17 protein-coding genes are annotated in these 18096 nt (G+C 58.3%); 6 read left to right on the top strand and 11 right to left on the bottom strand.

Going from position 1 to position 18096, the window contains the following annotated elements; genetic code table 11:
* Window positions 1-10: 10 nt before the first annotated feature.
* Window positions 11-1081, bottom strand: coding sequence for an AI-2E family transporter (locus ORD17_RS08940; protein ID WP_308388051.1), 1071 nt, complete (start codon window positions 1079-1081; stop codon window positions 11-13).
* A gap of 10 nt (window positions 1082-1091) precedes the next feature.
* Window positions 1092-1970, bottom strand: coding sequence for a PHP domain-containing protein (locus tag ORD17_RS08935; protein WP_308388049.1), 879 nt, complete (start codon window positions 1968-1970; stop codon window positions 1092-1094).
* Window positions 1971-2050: 80 nt separating this feature from the next.
* Between ORD17_RS08935 and ORD17_RS08930 the strand changes: the two genes are divergently transcribed.
* The 4 genes from ORD17_RS08930 (at window position 2051) to ORD17_RS08915 (ending at window position 6616) form a co-directional block, all read left to right on the top strand.
* Window positions 2051-2776 carry a hypothetical protein gene (locus ORD17_RS08930; protein WP_308388048.1) on the top strand — a complete coding sequence of 242 codons (726 nt, stop codon included), beginning with the start codon at window positions 2051-2053 and terminating at the stop codon, window positions 2774-2776.
* A gap of 51 nt (window positions 2777-2827) precedes the next feature.
* Window positions 2828-3883 (top strand): AI-2E family transporter, encoded by a 1056-nt coding sequence (locus ORD17_RS08925; protein WP_308388047.1) that lies wholly within the window; start codon window positions 2828-2830, stop codon window positions 3881-3883.
* Window positions 3884-3886: 3 nt separating this feature from the next.
* The gene (gene hemG / locus ORD17_RS08920) at window positions 3887-5194 is read left to right on the top strand and encodes a protoporphyrinogen oxidase (protein ID WP_308388046.1); all 1308 of its coding nucleotides are present in this window, start codon (window positions 3887-3889) and stop codon (window positions 5192-5194) included.
* 117 nt (window positions 5195-5311) lie between these two features.
* Complete coding sequence (locus ORD17_RS08915) at window positions 5312-6616, top strand: diguanylate cyclase (RefSeq protein WP_308388045.1); 1305 nt, start codon at window positions 5312-5314, stop codon at window positions 6614-6616.
* Window positions 6617-6620: 4 nt separating this feature from the next.
* On the opposite strand, the gene ORD17_RS08910 is transcribed toward ORD17_RS08915, so the two are convergent.
* From ORD17_RS08910 to ORD17_RS08870, 9 genes are all read right to left on the bottom strand, one after another.
* Window positions 6621-7388, bottom strand: coding sequence for a L,D-transpeptidase (locus tag ORD17_RS08910; RefSeq protein ID WP_308388044.1), 768 nt, complete (start codon window positions 7386-7388; stop codon window positions 6621-6623).
* A gap of 136 nt (window positions 7389-7524) precedes the next feature.
* Window positions 7525-9576 (bottom strand): ATP-dependent DNA helicase RecG, encoded by a 2052-nt coding sequence (recG, locus tag ORD17_RS08905; protein ID WP_308388043.1) that lies wholly within the window; start codon window positions 9574-9576, stop codon window positions 7525-7527.
* Between the two features lie 4 nt (window positions 9577-9580).
* Window positions 9581-9793 carry a DUF1858 domain-containing protein gene (locus ORD17_RS08900; protein WP_308388041.1) on the bottom strand — a complete coding sequence of 71 codons (213 nt, stop codon included), beginning with the start codon at window positions 9791-9793 and terminating at the stop codon, window positions 9581-9583.
* Window positions 9780-10181, bottom strand: a complete 402-nt coding sequence (locus tag ORD17_RS08895) for a RidA family protein (RefSeq protein ID WP_308388039.1) — start codon at window positions 10179-10181, stop codon at window positions 9780-9782. Before ORD17_RS08895 ends, ORD17_RS08900 begins: the two co-directional genes overlap by 14 nt.
* A gap of 18 nt (window positions 10182-10199) precedes the next feature.
* The gene (locus ORD17_RS08890; protein ID WP_308388038.1) at window positions 10200-12467 is read right to left on the bottom strand and encodes a bifunctional (p)ppGpp synthetase/guanosine-3',5'-bis(diphosphate) 3'-pyrophosphohydrolase; all 2268 of its coding nucleotides are present in this window, start codon (window positions 12465-12467) and stop codon (window positions 10200-10202) included.
* Window positions 12451-12726 carry a DNA-directed RNA polymerase subunit omega gene (gene rpoZ / locus ORD17_RS08885; RefSeq protein ID WP_308388036.1) on the bottom strand — a complete coding sequence of 92 codons (276 nt, stop codon included), beginning with the start codon at window positions 12724-12726 and terminating at the stop codon, window positions 12451-12453. The genes ORD17_RS08890 and rpoZ overlap by 17 nt, the downstream gene beginning before the upstream one ends.
* 28 nt (window positions 12727-12754) lie before the next feature.
* A complete protein-coding gene (gene gmk, locus ORD17_RS08880; RefSeq protein ID WP_308388035.1) occupies window positions 12755-13387 on the bottom strand; it encodes a guanylate kinase in 633 nt (210 codons plus the stop codon).
* A 5-nt stretch (window positions 13388-13392) separates the two neighbouring features.
* The gene (locus ORD17_RS08875) at window positions 13393-14247 is read right to left on the bottom strand and encodes a YicC/YloC family endoribonuclease (RefSeq protein ID WP_308388034.1); all 855 of its coding nucleotides are present in this window, start codon (window positions 14245-14247) and stop codon (window positions 13393-13395) included.
* A gap of 87 nt (window positions 14248-14334) precedes the next feature.
* Window positions 14335-14886: a Slp family lipoprotein gene (locus ORD17_RS08870; protein ID WP_308388032.1), complete on the bottom strand. Its 552-nt coding sequence runs from the start codon at window positions 14884-14886 to the stop codon at window positions 14335-14337.
* Between the two features lie 207 nt (window positions 14887-15093).
* Between ORD17_RS08870 and ORD17_RS08865 the strand changes: the two genes are divergently transcribed.
* On the top strand, window positions 15094-16821 hold the full coding sequence (locus ORD17_RS08865; protein ID WP_308388030.1) for a TonB-dependent receptor domain-containing protein: 1728 nt from the start codon (window positions 15094-15096) through the stop codon (window positions 16819-16821).
* A 54-nt stretch (window positions 16822-16875) separates the two neighbouring features.
* The gene (locus ORD17_RS08860) at window positions 16876-18093 is read left to right on the top strand and encodes an ISL3 family transposase (RefSeq protein WP_014003049.1); all 1218 of its coding nucleotides are present in this window, start codon (window positions 16876-16878) and stop codon (window positions 18091-18093) included.
* Window positions 18094-18096: the final 3 nt, after the last annotated feature.

The following is an 18096-nucleotide window of genomic DNA, read 5'->3' as shown; positions in this document are numbered from 1 at the left end:
CCTCCTGCGTTCACAAGTTAGATCGCGCTTCGGTACCGGTGGTTCCTCGCTCCAACAGCACCCGACGCTCCCACGCCAACCAAATACCCCGAGCCATGAGTACCAAGATAGGGCCGATGATCAAACCAATCAAGCCAAAAGCAGCCGCGCCACCCAAAATGCTAAAAAAAACCAGAAAAAAAGGCGCCTGACTTTGCGACCCGGTAAGCAGGGGACGGATCAGCAAATCCGCCAGGGTAATGACGAAAAACCCCCAACCCAGCACTACCAGGCCAGCGAGCCAATGTCCGCCGAAAATCAGCCACAAGGTCGCAGCAGCCACCACTACCGTTGCCCCAAAAGGGATCGGCGACAGAAGAGCCGTGACGACCATCCACAAGGGCCAGGTGTTGAGGCCAGCCACGGCATAAGCGACGCCAATGAGCAGACCTTCGATGACGCCGACGCCAATCAGCCCGATGAGCACGGAACGTGTCGCCTCCCGCGCGGCCAACAAGAAGCGATCTCCGCGTTCTGCGCCCCAGAGCTGGGTAGCAGTCAGGTGCAGGACTTCACTCAAGCGTCTGCCATGCAGACTGATGGCGAAAACCGTCAACGCGACGAAAAAAGTATGCAAGACAAAAAACCAGAGTTGCCCGAGGGAACTGGTGATGACCGCCGCATGTTCCGAAAAAAAGCGCGACAGAAGCGCACCGTTCAACACTCGCAGATGCGCTGCGAGCCATTTTCCGAAATAGGGTACCTGCTGCAGCTCCCGCGGCACCCCAAGCAAAGGCGCCCCGCTCTGCCAACGCGCCACCAGCCGCAGCAATTCCGGCAGGATCGATTCGACCACCAGAACGGCCGGAATGATGATGATCGCCATCCACACCAGCGCATGGAGAGACGAAGCCAGCCAGCGCGGTAAATGGAAGGAACGCTCGGCGCGCAATTGCCACGGCCAGCCCACGGTAGCGAGAACGGCGCCCATGAGCAACGGGCCAGCGTAGGGGCTCAGGGTATACAGCGCCCCCAGATACACCAAAACGAGAACGGCCGTCCCCCAGTTGGCAAAGCGGATTTTTTCCCGCAATTGGGGCATGGAAATGCCGTCAGTGAACTGGTGAAAGGGGGAACGAATGCCCGAGGCACTCCCAAACCGGCTGCACCCCAACGGGCAGGGGCGCCAACTGCCCGAGCTCGGCATGACCAATTTCCGGGCCGTGAAAATCCGAACCGAGGGAGGCAGCAAGATTCAATTGCCGCGCCAACTTGGCCAGATGCTCTCGATCAGCCGCCGCCTGCGACCCCGACGAGACCTCGATGGCTCCGCCGCCAGCATCACGGAACTCTACGAACAGCTCGCGCAGGCGCTCCGCACTCAGCTTGTAACGTCCTGGATGCGCAACCACAGCAACGCCCCCCGCTAGGCGTATCCAGGATATCGCGTCACGCATGGGAATCCAGTCACTCGGCACATAGGCCATCTGTCCGCGCCCGAGCCACCGTTGAAAGGCCTCTCCGTTATCGCGGCAATAGCCGGAATCCTTCAGCCAGCGCGCAAAGTGGGTGCGCCCGACCATACGACTTCCGGCCAGCTTGCGCGCCCCGGCTTCGGCGCCAGGAATTCCGGCATTATCCAGCAGGCGGCTGATTTCCGCAGCACGCCAGTCGCGAAATTCCATGATTCGCTCAAGGCCCATCTGAAGCTCCGGATTTTGGATATCGATACCCAAGCCAACGATGTGGATACCGATCCCACTCCATTCACTCGATATTTCGACGCCAGGAATGAAATCGATACCCAAGCGCTCCGCTTCCGTCGCGGCGGTAGTAATCCCGGCGGTGTTGTCATGATCGGTGAGCGCCATCAGACGGACTCCTCGCTCGACTACCCGCGCGACCAAGTCTTCAACCAGCATGCTGCCATCGGAATGCAATGAATGCATGTGGAGATCGACCGCAGAACGCGGAGGAGTGGACTGTGACATGACAAGCTCCGGACACACTACGTCAACAAGGTTTTCATGGTATCATCAAAGGAGAATTTTCGCACTTTGAGGAATTCGCCTTGCCCACTCTCGCCGACATCGCCAGCGCCAAGGCTCGTTTCGAACAGCAGGTGCAACCCCTCCTCGCCCGCTTCGCCGAAAGCAAGATCGCCACCGGCGAACAGATCACGCCGCCGCAACTGGTGGATGCCTTGCGTCAGCTCTTCCTCGTGCTGGAGAAAGACACCACCGAGTGGGACCCTTCGTTGCCGGAGGATGAGGCAGAGAGGATTGGGGATCTCAGCATCGGCCTGCTCATGGATCTGGCTACCTGGGCCGATCGTCTGGGCGAGCGCAAGTGTAAGGCAGCACTCGAGGTGGTCAGTGTCAGTATCGCCGCCTGGCTGGTACAGGAGCAGCAACCGATCCATACCCTCGATCCGGTGGTAAACGGCCTGGCGGTTTTGGCCAACGGCGAGCGGGATCCGGGGGCACTCGCCAGTCTGTCCCGCCTGATGGGGGCGGTAGTGGCAGCCGCCGAGGCCGATTATGCCGCCGACTTGGAGAGCAACGATCCGCAACGTCCCTGGCGCATCCTGCTGTTCAACTGGGGCATCACCGCCACTCGTGCGCAAGAGCCAGAGCTGATGCGCGACGCTTTTGCGGCCCTGCAAAAATTCCTTCCCGCCGACGCGCAGCTTTTTTTTCAGGAGGGTCGGCAACAGGTTCTGCAAGGCGACTATCGCCCGGAGGTGCAGCAGGTCATGCTGGAGGCGGCGGAGGGCAGCGGCCATAGTCTGCACTGATTGTCGGCAACGGGGTGTCCCTTGCCCTCTGGCCTCGGATCAGTCCTGAACATGCCGCAACGTTGGCTACCGTGGCTCGCCCTCGCCCTGTTCCTGTGGCTGATCTACTTGTTGGGTCCCATTCTTTCTCCTTTCCTGATCGCCGGCGTACTCGCCTACCTGGGCAATCCCCTGGTAACTCTCCTGCAGCGCTGGCGCATCGGTAGGACAGTCGGAACCACCCTGGTTTTTCTCTTCGCCCTGCTGCTGGCTGCCGCGATCATCGTCGCTTTGCTACCCACGGTGCGTGCCCAGACCCTGATTGCCATCGATTATCTCCAGCAATATGCCAAGCTGCTGCAGACGGAGTTTCTACCGCAAATCTCGCAACGCCTGGGCATCCCCATAGACAGTCACTCGCTGACGGCCTATGCCAGCAAAAATGCCAGCAAGCTGGCCCACTGGGCCAGCAGCAGCCTCCAGGTTGCACTGGTATCAGGCTCCGGCATTCTAGCGTTTCTGATGAACTTTCTGCTCATTCCGGTGATCACGTTTTACCTGTTGCGGGACTGGCCGCGACTGTTGCAGCGCCTCGACGAGCTCATCCCGCGTCGTCAGCTGGCCCTGGTCCGGCAACTGGCGACCGATTCCAACCGGATGCTGATGGCCTTTCTTCACGGACAACTGCTCGACATGCTTGCTCTGGGCGCCACCTATGCCATCGGGCTCAGCATCGTCGGCCTGAAAACCGCTCTGCTCATCGGCCTGCTCTCCGGAATCCTGAGTTTTGTCCCGTACCTGGGCTTTGTCAGCGGCATCATTCTCGCGACTCTGGCGATGTATATTCAGGGCGGCACACTCCTCTCACTGGCAGAAGTCTGGGCGGTCTACGGCGTCGGACAAGTCCTCGAAAGCACACTATTCATCCCCGTACTGGTTGGTGACCGCATTGGCCTGCATCCCGTTCTGGTGATTTTTGCCGTCCTTGCGGGCGGGCAATTGCTGGGCTTTGTGGGTCTTCTCATCGCCCTACCCGTCACTGCCATCTTGCTCGCCCTGCTCCGGCACGCGCACCGCTGGTATCTGCAGAGCCGCGCATACGCTGCGGAATTACCGCAGGAGGAATGAAACGTGGACGTACTGCCCTACCTGATTGTTGGTGCTGGAATAACCGGCCTCAGTCTGGCTCTGCGCCTGGAGGAAGAGGGAAAAGAATTTCTGCTGCTCGAGGCGCGCGCGGAGGCGGGTGGCAATATTCGTAGCCGCACCGAAGACGGCTTTACCTACGACCTTGGCCCCAACACCCTGCTCGTCCGCGACCCCCTGGTGGCGGACCAGCTCCAGCGTCTTGCTCTCGACGGCATTGCCGCTAATCCTCTTGCCCGTCGCCGTTTTGTTCTGAATCGGCACAAGCGACTGGTTGCGCTTGGTCCTGCTGCCCTCCTGGGTGGCAAGCTGTTGTCTCCCGGTGCTCGCCTCCGCCTCCTTGGTGAACCCTTCCACGCCCGCGCGGCGGCAGAGGAGTCCGTGGCAACGTTCGTGCGCCGGCGTCTGGGTCCAGAAGTGCTGGACTGGATGGTCGACCCCTTTGTTTCCGGGGTTTTTGCTGGCGATCCCGAGCGCCTGTCCGTCGCCGCCAGCCTCCCTCGTCTGGCGCAGATGGAGCAGGAGTACGGATCCTTGCTGCTCGCCGGCTTGCGCCGCAAGCGCCCGGCTATGCGCAGTCGCCTACTATCCTTTGCCGGCGGCATGCAGGATCTGCCCCGCGCCGCTGCCGCAAAATTGGGCGATAGACTGCGCTGCAACGAGCCGGTAACCGCCATCATTCCTGTCGATCGGAGCTGGAGAGTGGAGAGCAGAACCGGCACGCTACTGGCCAAACGGTTGTTCCTCTGCCTCCCCACTGATGCGATCATTCGCATTCTGCCTTCGACTGCGCAACCACTACGCGATCACCTCGCAGAAATTGAATACCCCAGTGTTGCGACGCTTGCCTTGGGTTTTCCTCGCACGCAGGTGGAGCATCCCTTGGATGGCTTTGGCGTGCTGATCCCCAGGCGCTTGGGTATCCCTACCCTGGGGGCACTATTCTCTTCCACCCTTTTCCCCCGCCGCGCGCCCGATGGCCAGGTACTGCTTACGGTGTTTCTGGGCGGCGCGCAGGAAGCGATCCCACAGGAAGAAGCTCTCCTCTTTCGCCAGGCATTGGATGATCTCTCCTCCATCCTGGGCATCCAGGGCGAGCCCAGTTTCCAGCGGGCGCAATTTTGGCCGCGCGCCATTCCGCAATACAACCTGGGACACAGCCAACGCATCAACGCCATCGATCGTCTCCTACGCGATTGGCCGGGCCTGTCACTGCTGGGCAACTGGCGCGGCGGCGTCGCGCTGGGCGACTGTATCCGCCGTGGCTGGGAAGCAGGGCAAACAGCAGGGTAGAAAATTTTTGCCGGTCGATCCTTGACCATCAGCAATCATTATCATGATAATCATCACGAAGTCGTCCTGTAAGAAGAGGCTAGGAAGGTTCATCACGAGGGGTTTTTGAGGAGGGGAATGGGCGACCAGGCCATACCGGCACGGGCTTACGTGCTTACGACAGAGGAATGCTCGGTCTTCGACGCCCTGCCCACTGCGGTCGTTGTCTTCGCGTCCGATGTCATTCTCTACGCCAATACGGTTGCGCTTCAAATTTTTCAGGCTGACAGCATCGATCAAGTTCTCGGACAATCCGTTCACAAATTCATTCATCCCCTCGACCAGGAGCGGGTCATCGCCCGCATTCGTCGCGCCGAGACGAGCCATATCATAAACCCGCCTACCGAGTTTCGGATTTACACCTGCCAGCATCAGGTTCGGATTATCGCCCTGACGAGTCGCACTTTGCTGATTGACGGCCGCATAGGCCTCATTGCCACTTTTCTCGACATGACCGAACGCTGCGCGATGGAAAAGCGTCTGCGTGACAGCGATGCGCAATTTCAACACCTCATGAACACCATGCAGGACGTTTTTTACCGCACTGATGCTGATGGCATCACACGCTATGTGAGCGCATCGGTGCGCAATATCCTTGGCTATTCTCCCGACGAGATTATTGGCCTGCCAGCCGCTGCGTTCTATCCTGACCAGGATGATCGCAAGGAACTCGTGGAAATCATAAAAAAACAGGGATATGTTCACGACTTTCCGGGACAGATGCGCTGCCGAGATGGAAGAATTATCGACATTTCCATCAGCAGTACCATTTTACTTGATGAAACGGGTCAGTATGCCGGGGTAGAGGGTATTTGGCGCGACATTACCCAACGTCGTGCACTGGAGCGCAGACTGGAAGAACTGGCAAGCCGAGATGAGCTCACCGGTATCGCCAACCGGCGCTTCAGTCTGGAAGAGCTGGAAAAGAGACTTTCGCGCTACAAACGCCATCAGCGCGATATGAGCGTGTGCATCCTGGACCTCGATCATTTCAAAAGAATCAATGATCAGCACGGACATTTGGCAGGGGATAAGGTACTCCGCGAATTTTCTCGGGTGGTTCAGAATGAGTTGCGCAGCACCGATCACTTCGGACGCCTTGGCGGAGAAGAGTTCCTCTTGATTTGCGAAGATTCTTCTATCGAGAATACCACCTCTCTGGCCAGACGGATCCTACAAAAAGTCAGCGATCACTCGGTGGCGATCAGCTCGCAAACGAGCATACAGATAACCGTCAGCATCGGTGCCACGGCGATGGAAGCAGGCGACAGTACCATCTCCACCATTTTATCTCGTGCCGATGATGCCCTTTACCAAGCCAAATCCGAGGGCCGCAACCGCATTTGCTGGTTTGCAGAAATGCTTCTTCGCGATGAGATCTGAAAGATCACTCGTTCCGCACTTTTTGGGGTGACTGCCCGCTGGCTGAACTGCCGAATTTCAGTCCTTTATCCGCTACGTGATGATACTGAAAAGCCAGACGACCGCTTTCGTCAATCTGCTCGGGATAACTCGCCACCTGTCCAACAATTTCTACTGGCGTGCCGGGTTCGACCATGCTCGCAATATCTTGTGCGTCGTGATTGGAGAGCGCCACGCATCCCGCTGTCCAGCGGCCTGGGAACACTCTGGCAGTACGATCATAAGAAAAGTTTGGTCCCATACCGTGAATTCCGATGTATCCGCCCAAGGGCGTGTTCTGCGGCGGTACTTGTCCATTGTCGATGGCGGACACAATCGCGTGATACTGGCTCCGAGAGATGATCCCTTCACGTAAACCCCATTCGGCGTCGTGCCGGTTGGGATAGGTGAGAAGCATGAAGGGTCCGTATTGGGTTCCCCAGCGTACATACCCTATGTGATAGTGCCCGACGGGGGTTTTGTTATCGCCGCGAATCCGGCGCGGGGCCGAACCGCCAAAGCCAATAGCAACCGGATAGCTGGCCAACAGGGTCGAGCCGCGATATAGATACAGCTTGCGCTGATCGGTATTGACGATAATGTGCAAAGTCTCATCCCGCGGCGCCACGGACTGCACCGGTGCCGGGGAAATCGCAGGACTGACCGGTGGCGGGGGGATGCGCGCCGCGTAGTAGGCGACCGAGTGGACCGGGGTCGACGGCAACTGCGAAGTACAGCCGCCCAGAAAAGCCATAGCAACTACGGCTACAGACCAATGATGACAACGTCCCACGCGTACTTCCTCGCGCTAATATAAAATTTTTTGCAGGATACTCCAGCCCGTCGCTGACTGTCTACAAGTGGGCGACTCCCTGATTACTCCTTTCTTTTTAGCCTATTGCGGCATAAGCGGTGCCTGAGCCCAACCAGCGCTGGACGAGTGCATCGATCGCCTCTGGACAGTCCCGCTCCAGGCGTTCGGCAAGCCCTGGAAGAAGGGCTAAAAGCGCTTCGTCGCGCAACAGATTGGCAAACCGCAAATTCCGTTCGCCGCTCTGCCGTACCCCGAGAAACTCTCCCGGTCCCCGCATCTCCAAGTCCTTACGGGCAATGGCAAAGCCATCTTGGGAGTCACGCATGATCTGCAGTCTTTCCCGCGCCTTCGCAGAAAGCGGCGCATGATACATCAAGATACAAACGCTGGCCTGCTGTCCACGGCCAACTCTGCCACGCAACTGATGCAATTGCGCCAATCCCAAACGCTCGGCATGTTCAATCACCATAACCGATGCATTGGGAACATCGACTCCCACTTCTATCACCGTTGTCGCCACCAATATTCGCAACTTTCCCTGCCGAAACGCCTCCATCACCTGCGCCTTCTCTTCACTGCGCTGGCGCCCATGCAGCAATCCCATGGGAATATCCGGCAATGCCATCTGCAAATCGGCATGACTGGTCTCGGCTGCCTGCAATTGCAGAACCTCGGACTCCTCGATCAACGGACAGACCCAATAAATCTGGCGCCCAGCGGCGAGCAGGTGATGCAGCCGCTGAATCAATTCCTCCCGTCGGTCATCGGCCAGCACCAGGGTGTCGATGGGTTGCCGCCCCGGCGGCAATTCATCGATGCTGGAGACATCCAGATCGGCATGCAGGGTCATGGCCAGAGTGCGTGGGATGGGGGTCGCGGTCATCACCAGGAGATGTGGCAGTTCGCCCTTTTCCAGAAGACGTCGACGTTGGTCCACACCAAAGCGATGCTGCTCATCAATGATCACTAGGCCAAGACGGGCAAACTCCACATTCTCCTGAAAGAGCGCCTGTGTCCCGCAAACAACCGACAGGCCACCTTCCTGCACATCCGTCATGGTGGCGCGTCGCTGACGCACTCCCTGGCTACCCAGCAGGATTCCCACCGCCACGCCCAGCTGCGACAACCAGGACTGCAGACGCTCATACAACTGCACTGCGAGGATTTCGGTCGGAGCCATGACGGCAACCTGCTTACCCGTCGCCACCACATGCAAGAGAATCGCAACGGCCACCAGGGTTTTGCCCGAACCGACGTCGCCCTGCACCAGCCGTCGCATTGGCCGCTGACTCGCCAGGTCGGCTACCGCCTCGGCAATCACCCTCTCCTGCGCTGGAGTTGGCGAAAAAGACAAGGTCGCGCGCAGCCGATGCCAAAGACTGGGATCAGGCGCGGATTCCACGAGTTGCGGAGCGCTTCTCCGGCGTTCCCGACGCAATGCCAGATGATGCGCCAACAGCTCTTCCAAGGCGACTCGTTGCCACTCCCGGTCCGCTGGCATGGGCGCCCGCCCCCCTCCCAGATGCAGGTAACGAATACTATCGGCTAGGCTCGGCCACTGCGGAAGGTATGCCTGTAAGGGATCTGCAAGGCTTGGCAACAATTCTTGTGCCGCTGCAATGAAGCGCCGCCACTGCTGCTGATGGATGCCCTGAGTGCTGGGATAAAAAGGTGTCAGATGTTCGGGAGGCCGAAAATCCTTACGATCGGCAAGCTGCCACTCTGGATGCACCATCTCCAGACCCTGTACGCCCAGACGCAGTTCACCAAAGCACCAGAGCCTGCGACCGATGTGCCATTGCTGGCGCAAGGCCGGGCTGAGGTGGAAAAATCGCAGGCGAAGGGCTGCCCCGCTTGCATCCGCAAGGCGCAGCGACCACTGCTCTCGCCGGCCCGTCTGGCGCTGCAGATCGACAATCTCCCCCAGCACCGCGCATTCCATATTCGGCTGCAGAGAGGCAATCGGCATGAGGCGCCGACGATCCTGAAAACGCAGGGGAAGATGAAAAAGCAGGTCCTCGATCCTTTCCAGACCCAAGACTGCCATCCGCCCGGCAATGGCTGGTCCGATGCCAGGGAACGCTGCCAAGGGATCCTGCAGATGCAGCGCTGGACGCGATACAGCCATATCTTCAGGCGTTGGCGTCTCGCGCGCGGCGCTTTTCCCAGTCCTGCAGCAGCAACTGTAGATCGAGATGATGCATGGCAGCTACGCCAGCCAAGGTTTCTCGCTCGGCGACGAAACACTCATTACAGTGGATTCCCTTTTCTTCCAACAAGCCACGTAATTCCGGATAGCGTTGCAGAAGTACGCGAACCGGCTGCTGCAGATCAGCCGGTAGCATGATCCGCCTCAGCCAAGGCAACGATGCCGTCGATCTCCACTGCCGCGTTGCGGGGCAAGGCGGCAACTTGTAATGCCGCGCGTGCCGGATACGGAGGGGTAAAAAAACTCTCCATGAGCGCATTGACCGTCGCAAAATTGCTGAGGTCACTCAGATAAACCTGTAATTTCACCGCCCGGCGCAGGTCCGTTCCCGCCGCCACACAGACGGCTTGCAGATTATTCAGGACCTGTTGCATCTGCGCAGCAAAGTCTCCGTCAACCAGCTCTCCCGTTTTCGGATCGATCGGGATCTGACCAGATAGATACAGCAAATCACCATGGATCATGGCTTGACTGTAGGCGCCGATGGCCTTTGGGGCTTCTGCACTATGAACAGGTTTTGGCATGAGACAGTCTCCTGAAATTCATCCTTTCACACGCTGCACCCGCGACACCGAAGGCAGGGAGCGCAAATTCCGCACGACCTGGGCAAGATGATCGCGGTCGCGGACAGTGATGGTAAAGGTGATACCGGTATACAGGCCATCCTGAGGCTCGATATCGACATGATCGATGTTGGCATCGGCCTGGGCGATGTGGGTTGCCACCCGCGCCAGGACCCCGCGCCCGCTCTCCGCCACGACCCGCACCAAGACCGGAAACTCGGAATGCACCTCGGGATCCCACTGTACATCTACCCAGCGGTCGCGACGCTTACGCCATTCGCGAATATTGTGACAATCGTGGGTATGCACGACGATCCCCTTGCCCGCCGTGATAAAGCCAAGGATCGGGTCACCGGGAATGGGACGACAGCAACGCGCCAGAGTGACCGGCATCCCCTCGGTGCCACGGATGAGCAACGGCTGGTTGTGCCCCGCTTCGCGCCCAGGCCGGCCAGGCAACAGTGAACTGACCGCCTGCCCCAGCCGCCGCGCCGTTTGCGCCAATCGCCCTCGCTCCTCCTCAGGTACGAGCTTTTGTGCCACCACCAACGGGATTACTTGACCGATACCGATCGACACCAACAGGGCGCTCCGGTCTGCCACTTGGAACGTGGAATAGACACGCTGAAAATCCTCTTCCGCCAGCGCTTCGATGGTTGTTCCCAGGCTACGCAAGGCCTTGTCGAGCAGGTTAGTCCCGAGTTGTTCCGCATCGCCGCGTTGTATGGTCTTGAGGTAGGAGCGGATATTGGCCCGCGCCTTGGCGGTAACCACCACCTCCAGCCAGCCCGCCTGGGGATGCGCCGACTCGGCGGTGATGATCTCCACCTTGTCACCATTGTCGATGATGCTGCGTAACGGCACATAGATCTCATTGATTTTGGCAGCCACCGCGCGATTACCGATATCACTGTGCACCGCATAGGCAAAATCAATCGCCGTTGCACCGCGCGGCAAACCCAGAATTTTGCCCTTTGGCGTGAAGACGTAGACCTCATCGGGAAAGAGATCCATCTTCAGGCTTTCCAGGAACTCTTGTGAATCTCCGCCCTGTGCCTGTAGCTCGAGAAGGCGCTGGATCCATGCGCGCGCCTGCGCCTCGGCATGGGCCCGCTGAATTCCGCTTTTATAGAGCCAGTGCGCTGCCACCCCGGCTTCCGCCACCCGATGCATATCCTCGGTACGAATCTGAATCTCTACCGGATGTCCAAACGGCCCCAGCAGGATGGTATGGAGAGACTGGTAGCCGTTCGATTTCGGGATGGCGATATAATCCTTGAAACGTCCGGGAATCGGACGAAACAGACTGTGGACGATACCGAGCACTCGGTAGCAGGTATCGACATCGTCGACAATGATGCGAAAGGCATGCAGATCGTGAATGGCGGAAAAGGGGAGTCCCTTGCGCTGCATTTTCCGATAGATGCTGTAAACATGCTTTTCCCGCCCGCTCACCTGGGCATGGATGGCTTCCTGCCGCAAACGTTCGGCTATCAGCTGTCCAATTTTCTGTACACCTTCCTTACGATTACCCCGGGCTGCCTTGATGGCCTGATTCAAGGCATGCCAGCGTTTTGGGTACAGATGCGAAAAAGCGAGTTCTTCCAACTCGATACGAATGGCATGGATCCCGAGACGCTGGGCGATTGGCGCATAGATATCGAGAGTCTCCCGGGAAATACGCCGGCGCTTGTCCGCCGCCATTACCCCCATGGTCCGCATATTATGCAGGCGGTCAGCAAGTTTGATCAGCACAACGCGAATGTCGCGCGACATCGCCAGGAACATCTTGCGGAAGTTTTCCGCCTGCGCCTCTTCCCGGGTTTCGAAACGCACTTGGCCGAGTTTGCTGACGCCATCCACCATTTCGGTGACCTCGGCGCCAAAGCGCGCCGTCAGCTCGTCCTTGCTGATGCCACAATCCTCTATGACATCATGTAGCAGGGCCGCCTGTATGGTGGCAACATCCAGCTGGAGTTCAGCGAGGATACAGGCAACCGCCACTGGGTGATGAATGTAGGGCTCGCCACTACGACGCCGTTGTTCCCGATGTGCCAATGCCGCCAGCTCGTAGGCATCTCGCACCTTCTGCTCATCTTCCGGCGACAGATACCGCTGCAGCAGCAGGCGCAACGGCGCACAGGGGTCACCCAAAGCGGGAGTCACCGGCGAGAGCTGCAAAACCTCGGCAGCCTCCGCCAGAAAAACGGAGTCCGCCGGGTTGCTGAGTTCAGTCGCTGCCGACATCCTCGATACCTACAGACTCCCGCCGCGCAGCGCCAGGGAAACTGGCCAGAGGCGGTGGCGCCGGCTCATCGAGAATGGCGCGGCTCACCGAGCCGGCGGCGATTTCGCGCAGTGCCACCACGGTATTCTTATCACGATCGACGGGCACCAGTGGCTGCGCACCACTGGCGAGCTGGCGCGCGCGACGCGCCGCCACCAGGGTCAGTTCGAACCGATTTTCGATCTTCTCCAGACAATCTTCCACGGTAATACGGGCCATAACGGCATTTCCTCACTGTTTTACAAAATCACGCCAAAAGTTCGCGCAAACGCGCGTGCTCCTCATGCTGCTGGCGACTGCGCCGCAGGTGCTCGGCACGCAGGATGGAACGCAAATCCCCCAAGGCATGCTGAAAATCCTCATTGACCACCAAGTAGTCAAACTCATCGTAATGTAGCAGCTCTTCCCGCGCTGCCGCCAGTCGTTGAGCAATTACCTCGTCACTGTCCTGGCCGCGACCCCGTAAGCGCTCAGCGAGAACGGCCAAAGAGGGTGGGAGGATGAAAACGCTCACCACATGTTCCGGCAAGCGCTCCCGCACTAGGCGCGCACCCTGCCAATCGATTTCCAGCAAGCAGTCGACCCCGGAGAACAGCTGCTTTTTCACCCACGATTCGCCGGTGCCATAACGGTTGCCGTGCACCAGCGCATGCTCCAGAAACTCTCCACGTTCTGCCATTCCAGCAAACTGCTCTGCTGAAATGAAGTGATAGTCTTGGCCATCGATCTCGCCCGGCCGGGGTGCTCGCGTAGTAAAAGACACTGATGTGCGCAGAGACGTAGTTTCCTGCACCAGAGCACGAGACAGGCTGGTCTTGCCGGCGCCGCTAGGCGCCGAGATGATCCAGAGAATTCCCGCATGATGGGCGCGATCACTCATGATTGCTACTCCACATTCTGAATTTGCTCGCGCAGTTGTTCGATCAGCACCTTGAGCTCGATGGCTGCCTGACTGACCTGCTGGTCGGCCGCCTTGGAACCCAGGGTATTGGCTTCCCGATTGCATTCCTGTACCAAGAAATCCAGACGCCGTCCAACCGACTCGTCACGTTGCAGCACTTGACGAATTTCTACGAGGTGTGTTGCCAACCGTTCCATTTCCTCGGCTACGTCCTGCCGATGCAAATAGAAAATCAGCTCCTGCTCCCATCGACCGGGCTCCACCTGTTGCCGCAGATCACCCAAACGTCGTTCCAGACGCTCCGCCAGCCGCGCTTCGATACCGGGGAGCTGCGCGCGCAGAGACTGCAGTATCGCTTCCATGGCCTGCAGCTTTTGCAGGAAAATCTCGGCAAGTGCCGCGCCTTCGCGCAGCCGCGATTGCTGCAACTCCAATAGCGCATCGTCGAGCTGCGCCAGCAATGCCTCGGGCTGAACTTCCTCCGTCATCTCGCGTGACTGCAAAACTCCCGGCCAGCGCAACAGGTCGAGGGGATCGGGGGCGGGGAGCGGTAAATCCCATAGCTCCGCAATCTCACCCACGGCGCCCCGTAAATCAGCCAGCAGGGCCGGGTTGATGCGGATACGGGACTGCTCTTCCTGAGTTGACTGGCGGAACCACAATTCTACCCTGCCGCGCTTGACTACCTGCGCGACCCGACGACGCAGCTCAGCCTCGATGCCCAGCAGGCTGTCGGGAATGTGCAGGACGATTTCCAAAAAACGGTGGTTTACCGCGCGGACCTCCCAGGATCGTCCATCGTCCGCCCCGCCCGCCGCCACCCGGGCATAGCCTGTCATACTCCGAATCATTTTCGTCCCGCCAACAAAGATTGGATTCTAACACGGTGCCACGCGCAGGACACGCAATATCTGGGCGAGATCAGCTCACCAGGGATACATCCACCCAAAACGTGGACCGAACGGACCGTAATAACCCGGCCAACCCCAACCCCATCCGCCGCCAACGACGACCGTGCTCATACGCGGCTCCGGCTCCGGTAGGGGCCATAGATACACCTGACTGGCACTCAGGCGTGGATAGGGATATTCGAAGCCGCCCACTTTTTTGGTCGCAATGCCCTGTACGGTGCCGATAAACGTCATCTCCCGTCCCGGCGCATATAGCGTTGGATCATAGAATCCAGGAGCACAGGCAAGGAAGCGCCCGACATCTGCGGACTGACGACCGAGCACCGGGCGGCCTTCGGAATTGAGGGGGAAACCCAACACGGTAAAACAGGTCTGCCGGGCCTCGGGCTCTGCCTGGATCAGCTCACCACCCCAGCGCACGAGTTTGCCATTCTCGGCTCCACTTTGCGCCTGCCGCGGCGTGATGGGAGGGAAGTTTCCCGCCACCGGCGACATCGACGCACAGGCAGAAAGCACAAGCGGGAGGAAGACGGCGACCGCAAATCTCGCATAGGACATGTAGGACATAACTGAATCCCTCCATAGGATCAATAAGATGCAGCATAGCACAATTTTCCGGCCAGGGAGGATGAGAGGTGTCATGAAACTGCAACAAAAGATTCACACAACTGTAACATTTCTCTGATATCGTCTTTCCTATTCCAGGTCCTCCCCACGCAGGAGAGACCAAGAGCCGCGACCCAAGTGACTCACCATCGATAGGAGCGTATCAACATGAAGCTGAAGAATTCCTTGGCGCTGTCTGTAGTCGCCGCCATTGTCGCGTTGGCGCAGACCAATGCCCATGCCGATACCCAGTCTCTGGGTACAGTTACCGGAACGGCTAGCAGCGGGTCCGGATTTTTTGGTGCAGCCCCCAAGCTGAATGTGGGCCAGACGCCCAAGAGTGATATCCAGCGCGTGCAGAAATTCGATAAGACTGCCACCCAGCAGGAGACCACCATCACCAAGGGGCAGTTTGAAATGATCAGCCCCACCGATTCCTACACTCAGGTGCTCAATACCTTGCCCAATGCCATGGTGGTCAGCAGCGGCGACAGCATGGATGGTGATGACGTCTACATCAACGGCTTCGGCAAGTCGCTCATCAACTTCACGCTGGATGGCATCCCCCTCAACGACAACGACAGCTATACCTACTACACCAACGAATTCATCCCCTCGGTTCTCGTTGCCAATGCGCAGTATTACCCCGGCGCCGAATCCGCTGCATTGCCTGGTCTAGCAGCCTTTGGCGGTGCTTTTGCTACCAATAGCTTGCAGCCCTCGCCCTTTCCCATGGTCCGTCCCATCGTCGGCGGCGGCTCCTTTGGCAAATACAATTACGGCGGCCTGATCAATACCGGGCTCTTTGCCAAGAATATCGCACCCACCTCGGCTTGGCTCTATGTCAACAAGATCCAACGCGACGGATACTTTCAAAACAATGGCGCCATCCAGACCCAGTTCCTCTTCAAGTCCGTCACCCATGTTGGCCCCGGCGATTTGACTCTATTCTTTACCCAGAACAATCAACGCTTCAATTACTACAACGGTGCAACGGCGGCCCAACAGGCGCAGTTCGGTCAGGATTACAATAGTTATACGAGCAATTTATACAACGCTAACGGCAGTATCAATACGAACTATACCGGCTTTAACTATAACAATTATCTTAATTGGTTGACATACGCAAAGTATGAGGGAAACCTTGGACGCGTGCGCTATTCCGATCAGTTCTACTACTACTATGGTGATGGTTTTGGTGCCGGGGCAACGACTTCTAACACCACCCTCTTGACGCCTGCGGGATCCATCATCTCGGCAAATCCGCGCAGTTATGGTGGAGCACTTTTGCGTCAAAGTGTCAACTTGACCCACCGCTGGGGCAACATCGCTCGCCTGCTCTTTCCGCTCGGGCCGGTGGATACCGAGCTTGGCTTCTGGTTCAACCACAATAATACCCTGCATGCGGCCAATTATTACAGCTTGGCCAATACCTACATCGGCGCCAATTATTACGAGCCAGTGGTTACCAACACTTACGAACCCTATTTGGTCTTTAATTATAAACCAATTGATGCACTGCGCCTGACCGCGGGGGTCAAATACCTCTACGCCGAGCGCAGCTTTGTAGACGATGTCGCCTTGGCACGAAAGCTTCCGGGGCAATTTAATGTCAATTTCTCCTCGGTGCTGCCCTCCGTGGGTGCCAACCTGCGCATCCTGCCCAACTGGCATGCCTATGTTAATTATACGGAAAACAGCAATCCGCCAGGGTATAATCAATTCTATACCGGCACCTACAATGCTAACCTGCAGCCCCAGCGTGCCAAGACCTATACCTTTGGCACCAACTGGGAAATGGGTCCTTGGACCTCCCAACTGCAGGCCTTCCGGGTAGATTTTTCCAATTACATCCTCAGCACTACCATCCAGGTTGGAGGCTCCTCGACACATTGAGTGGGTAAGGCGGTATGATTGCTTTATGGGAAGGGCAGCGAGCTGAGGATAAGGATGGACCAAGGTAATCAACTGTTCACTCTGGCGTTGGGGTTGGTTCCGCCGTGGATGGTGGACGATGTGCGGTTCACGGTGGAGGAAAAGCGCCTGGACCTGCATGTGAACTTCCCAAGGGGTAGTCAGTTTCCCTGTCCGGTCTGCGGCCAGGACTGCCCGGTCTATGACACCCAGGAGAAGGTCTGGCGTCACCTCGACTTCTTCCAGCATGCGGCTTATCTCCATGCCCGCGTACCACGGGTCCATTGCCCGGAACACGGCGTGCATTTGGTATCCGTCCCTTGGGCGCGGGAAGGCTCGGGATTCACGCTGCTCTTTGAGGCTCTAGTCATGGCCATGGTCCGGGAGATGCCCGTGTTGACGGTCTCCCGCCTAGTGCGGGAGACGGACCAGCGACTCTGGCGGGTGCTCGATCATTACGTCGCCAAGGCCCGCGAGGCCGCGGACATGTCAGAGGTCCATTCCGTCGGTATCGATGAGACGAGCAGCCGGCGCGGCCATGATTACATCACCCTGTTTGTGGACCTCGTGGCGAAGCGCCTGCTGTTTGCCACACCCGGCAAGGATGCCGAGACTTTTGCGCAGTTCGCCGAAGATCTGCAGGCCCATGGCGGCAGCGCCGAGGCCATTACGGAGGTCAGCATGGACCTCTCGCCAGCCTTCCAAAAAGGGGCCGCAGAACACCTGCCCAACGCCCAGGTCACCTTCGATCGCTTTCACCTCATGAAGCTCGTCAATGAGGCCGTAGATGCCGTACGCAAGGGGGAAGCCCTCTCCCAACCAGACCTGAAAAAGAGCCGCTGGCTTTGGCTCAAGAACCCGGGAAAGCTCTCCGCCAAGCAAAGCGCCAGGCTCCGGGAGATCCTCAAGAACCAGAACCTCAAGACAGCACAGGCTTATCAGCTTCGCCTGACCTTCCAAGAAATCTTCACCGTCCAGAATCGCCACCAGGGCGCCACCCTGCTCAAGGCCTGGGTGGAAAACGTCAAGGACAGCGGATTACCGCCAATGGTCAAGGTCGCCTACACCGTCATGAATCACTGGGATGGTGTGCTCCGCTGGTTCGAGAGCCAGATCACCAACGGGATTCTGGAAGGCTTCAATAGCCTCCTCCAGTCCGCCAAGGCAAAAGCCCGTGGCTACCGTACCCACAAGAACTTTATCAACATGGCCTACCTGATCCTCGGTAAACTGGATCTCAGGCTACCCACATGAAAC

The organism is Acidithiobacillus sp. AMEEHan, assembly GCF_030996345.1.
Lineage (GTDB): Bacteria > Pseudomonadota > Gammaproteobacteria > Acidithiobacillales > Acidithiobacillaceae > Igneacidithiobacillus.
This window is presented reverse-complemented; position numbering and strand designations above follow the sequence as displayed.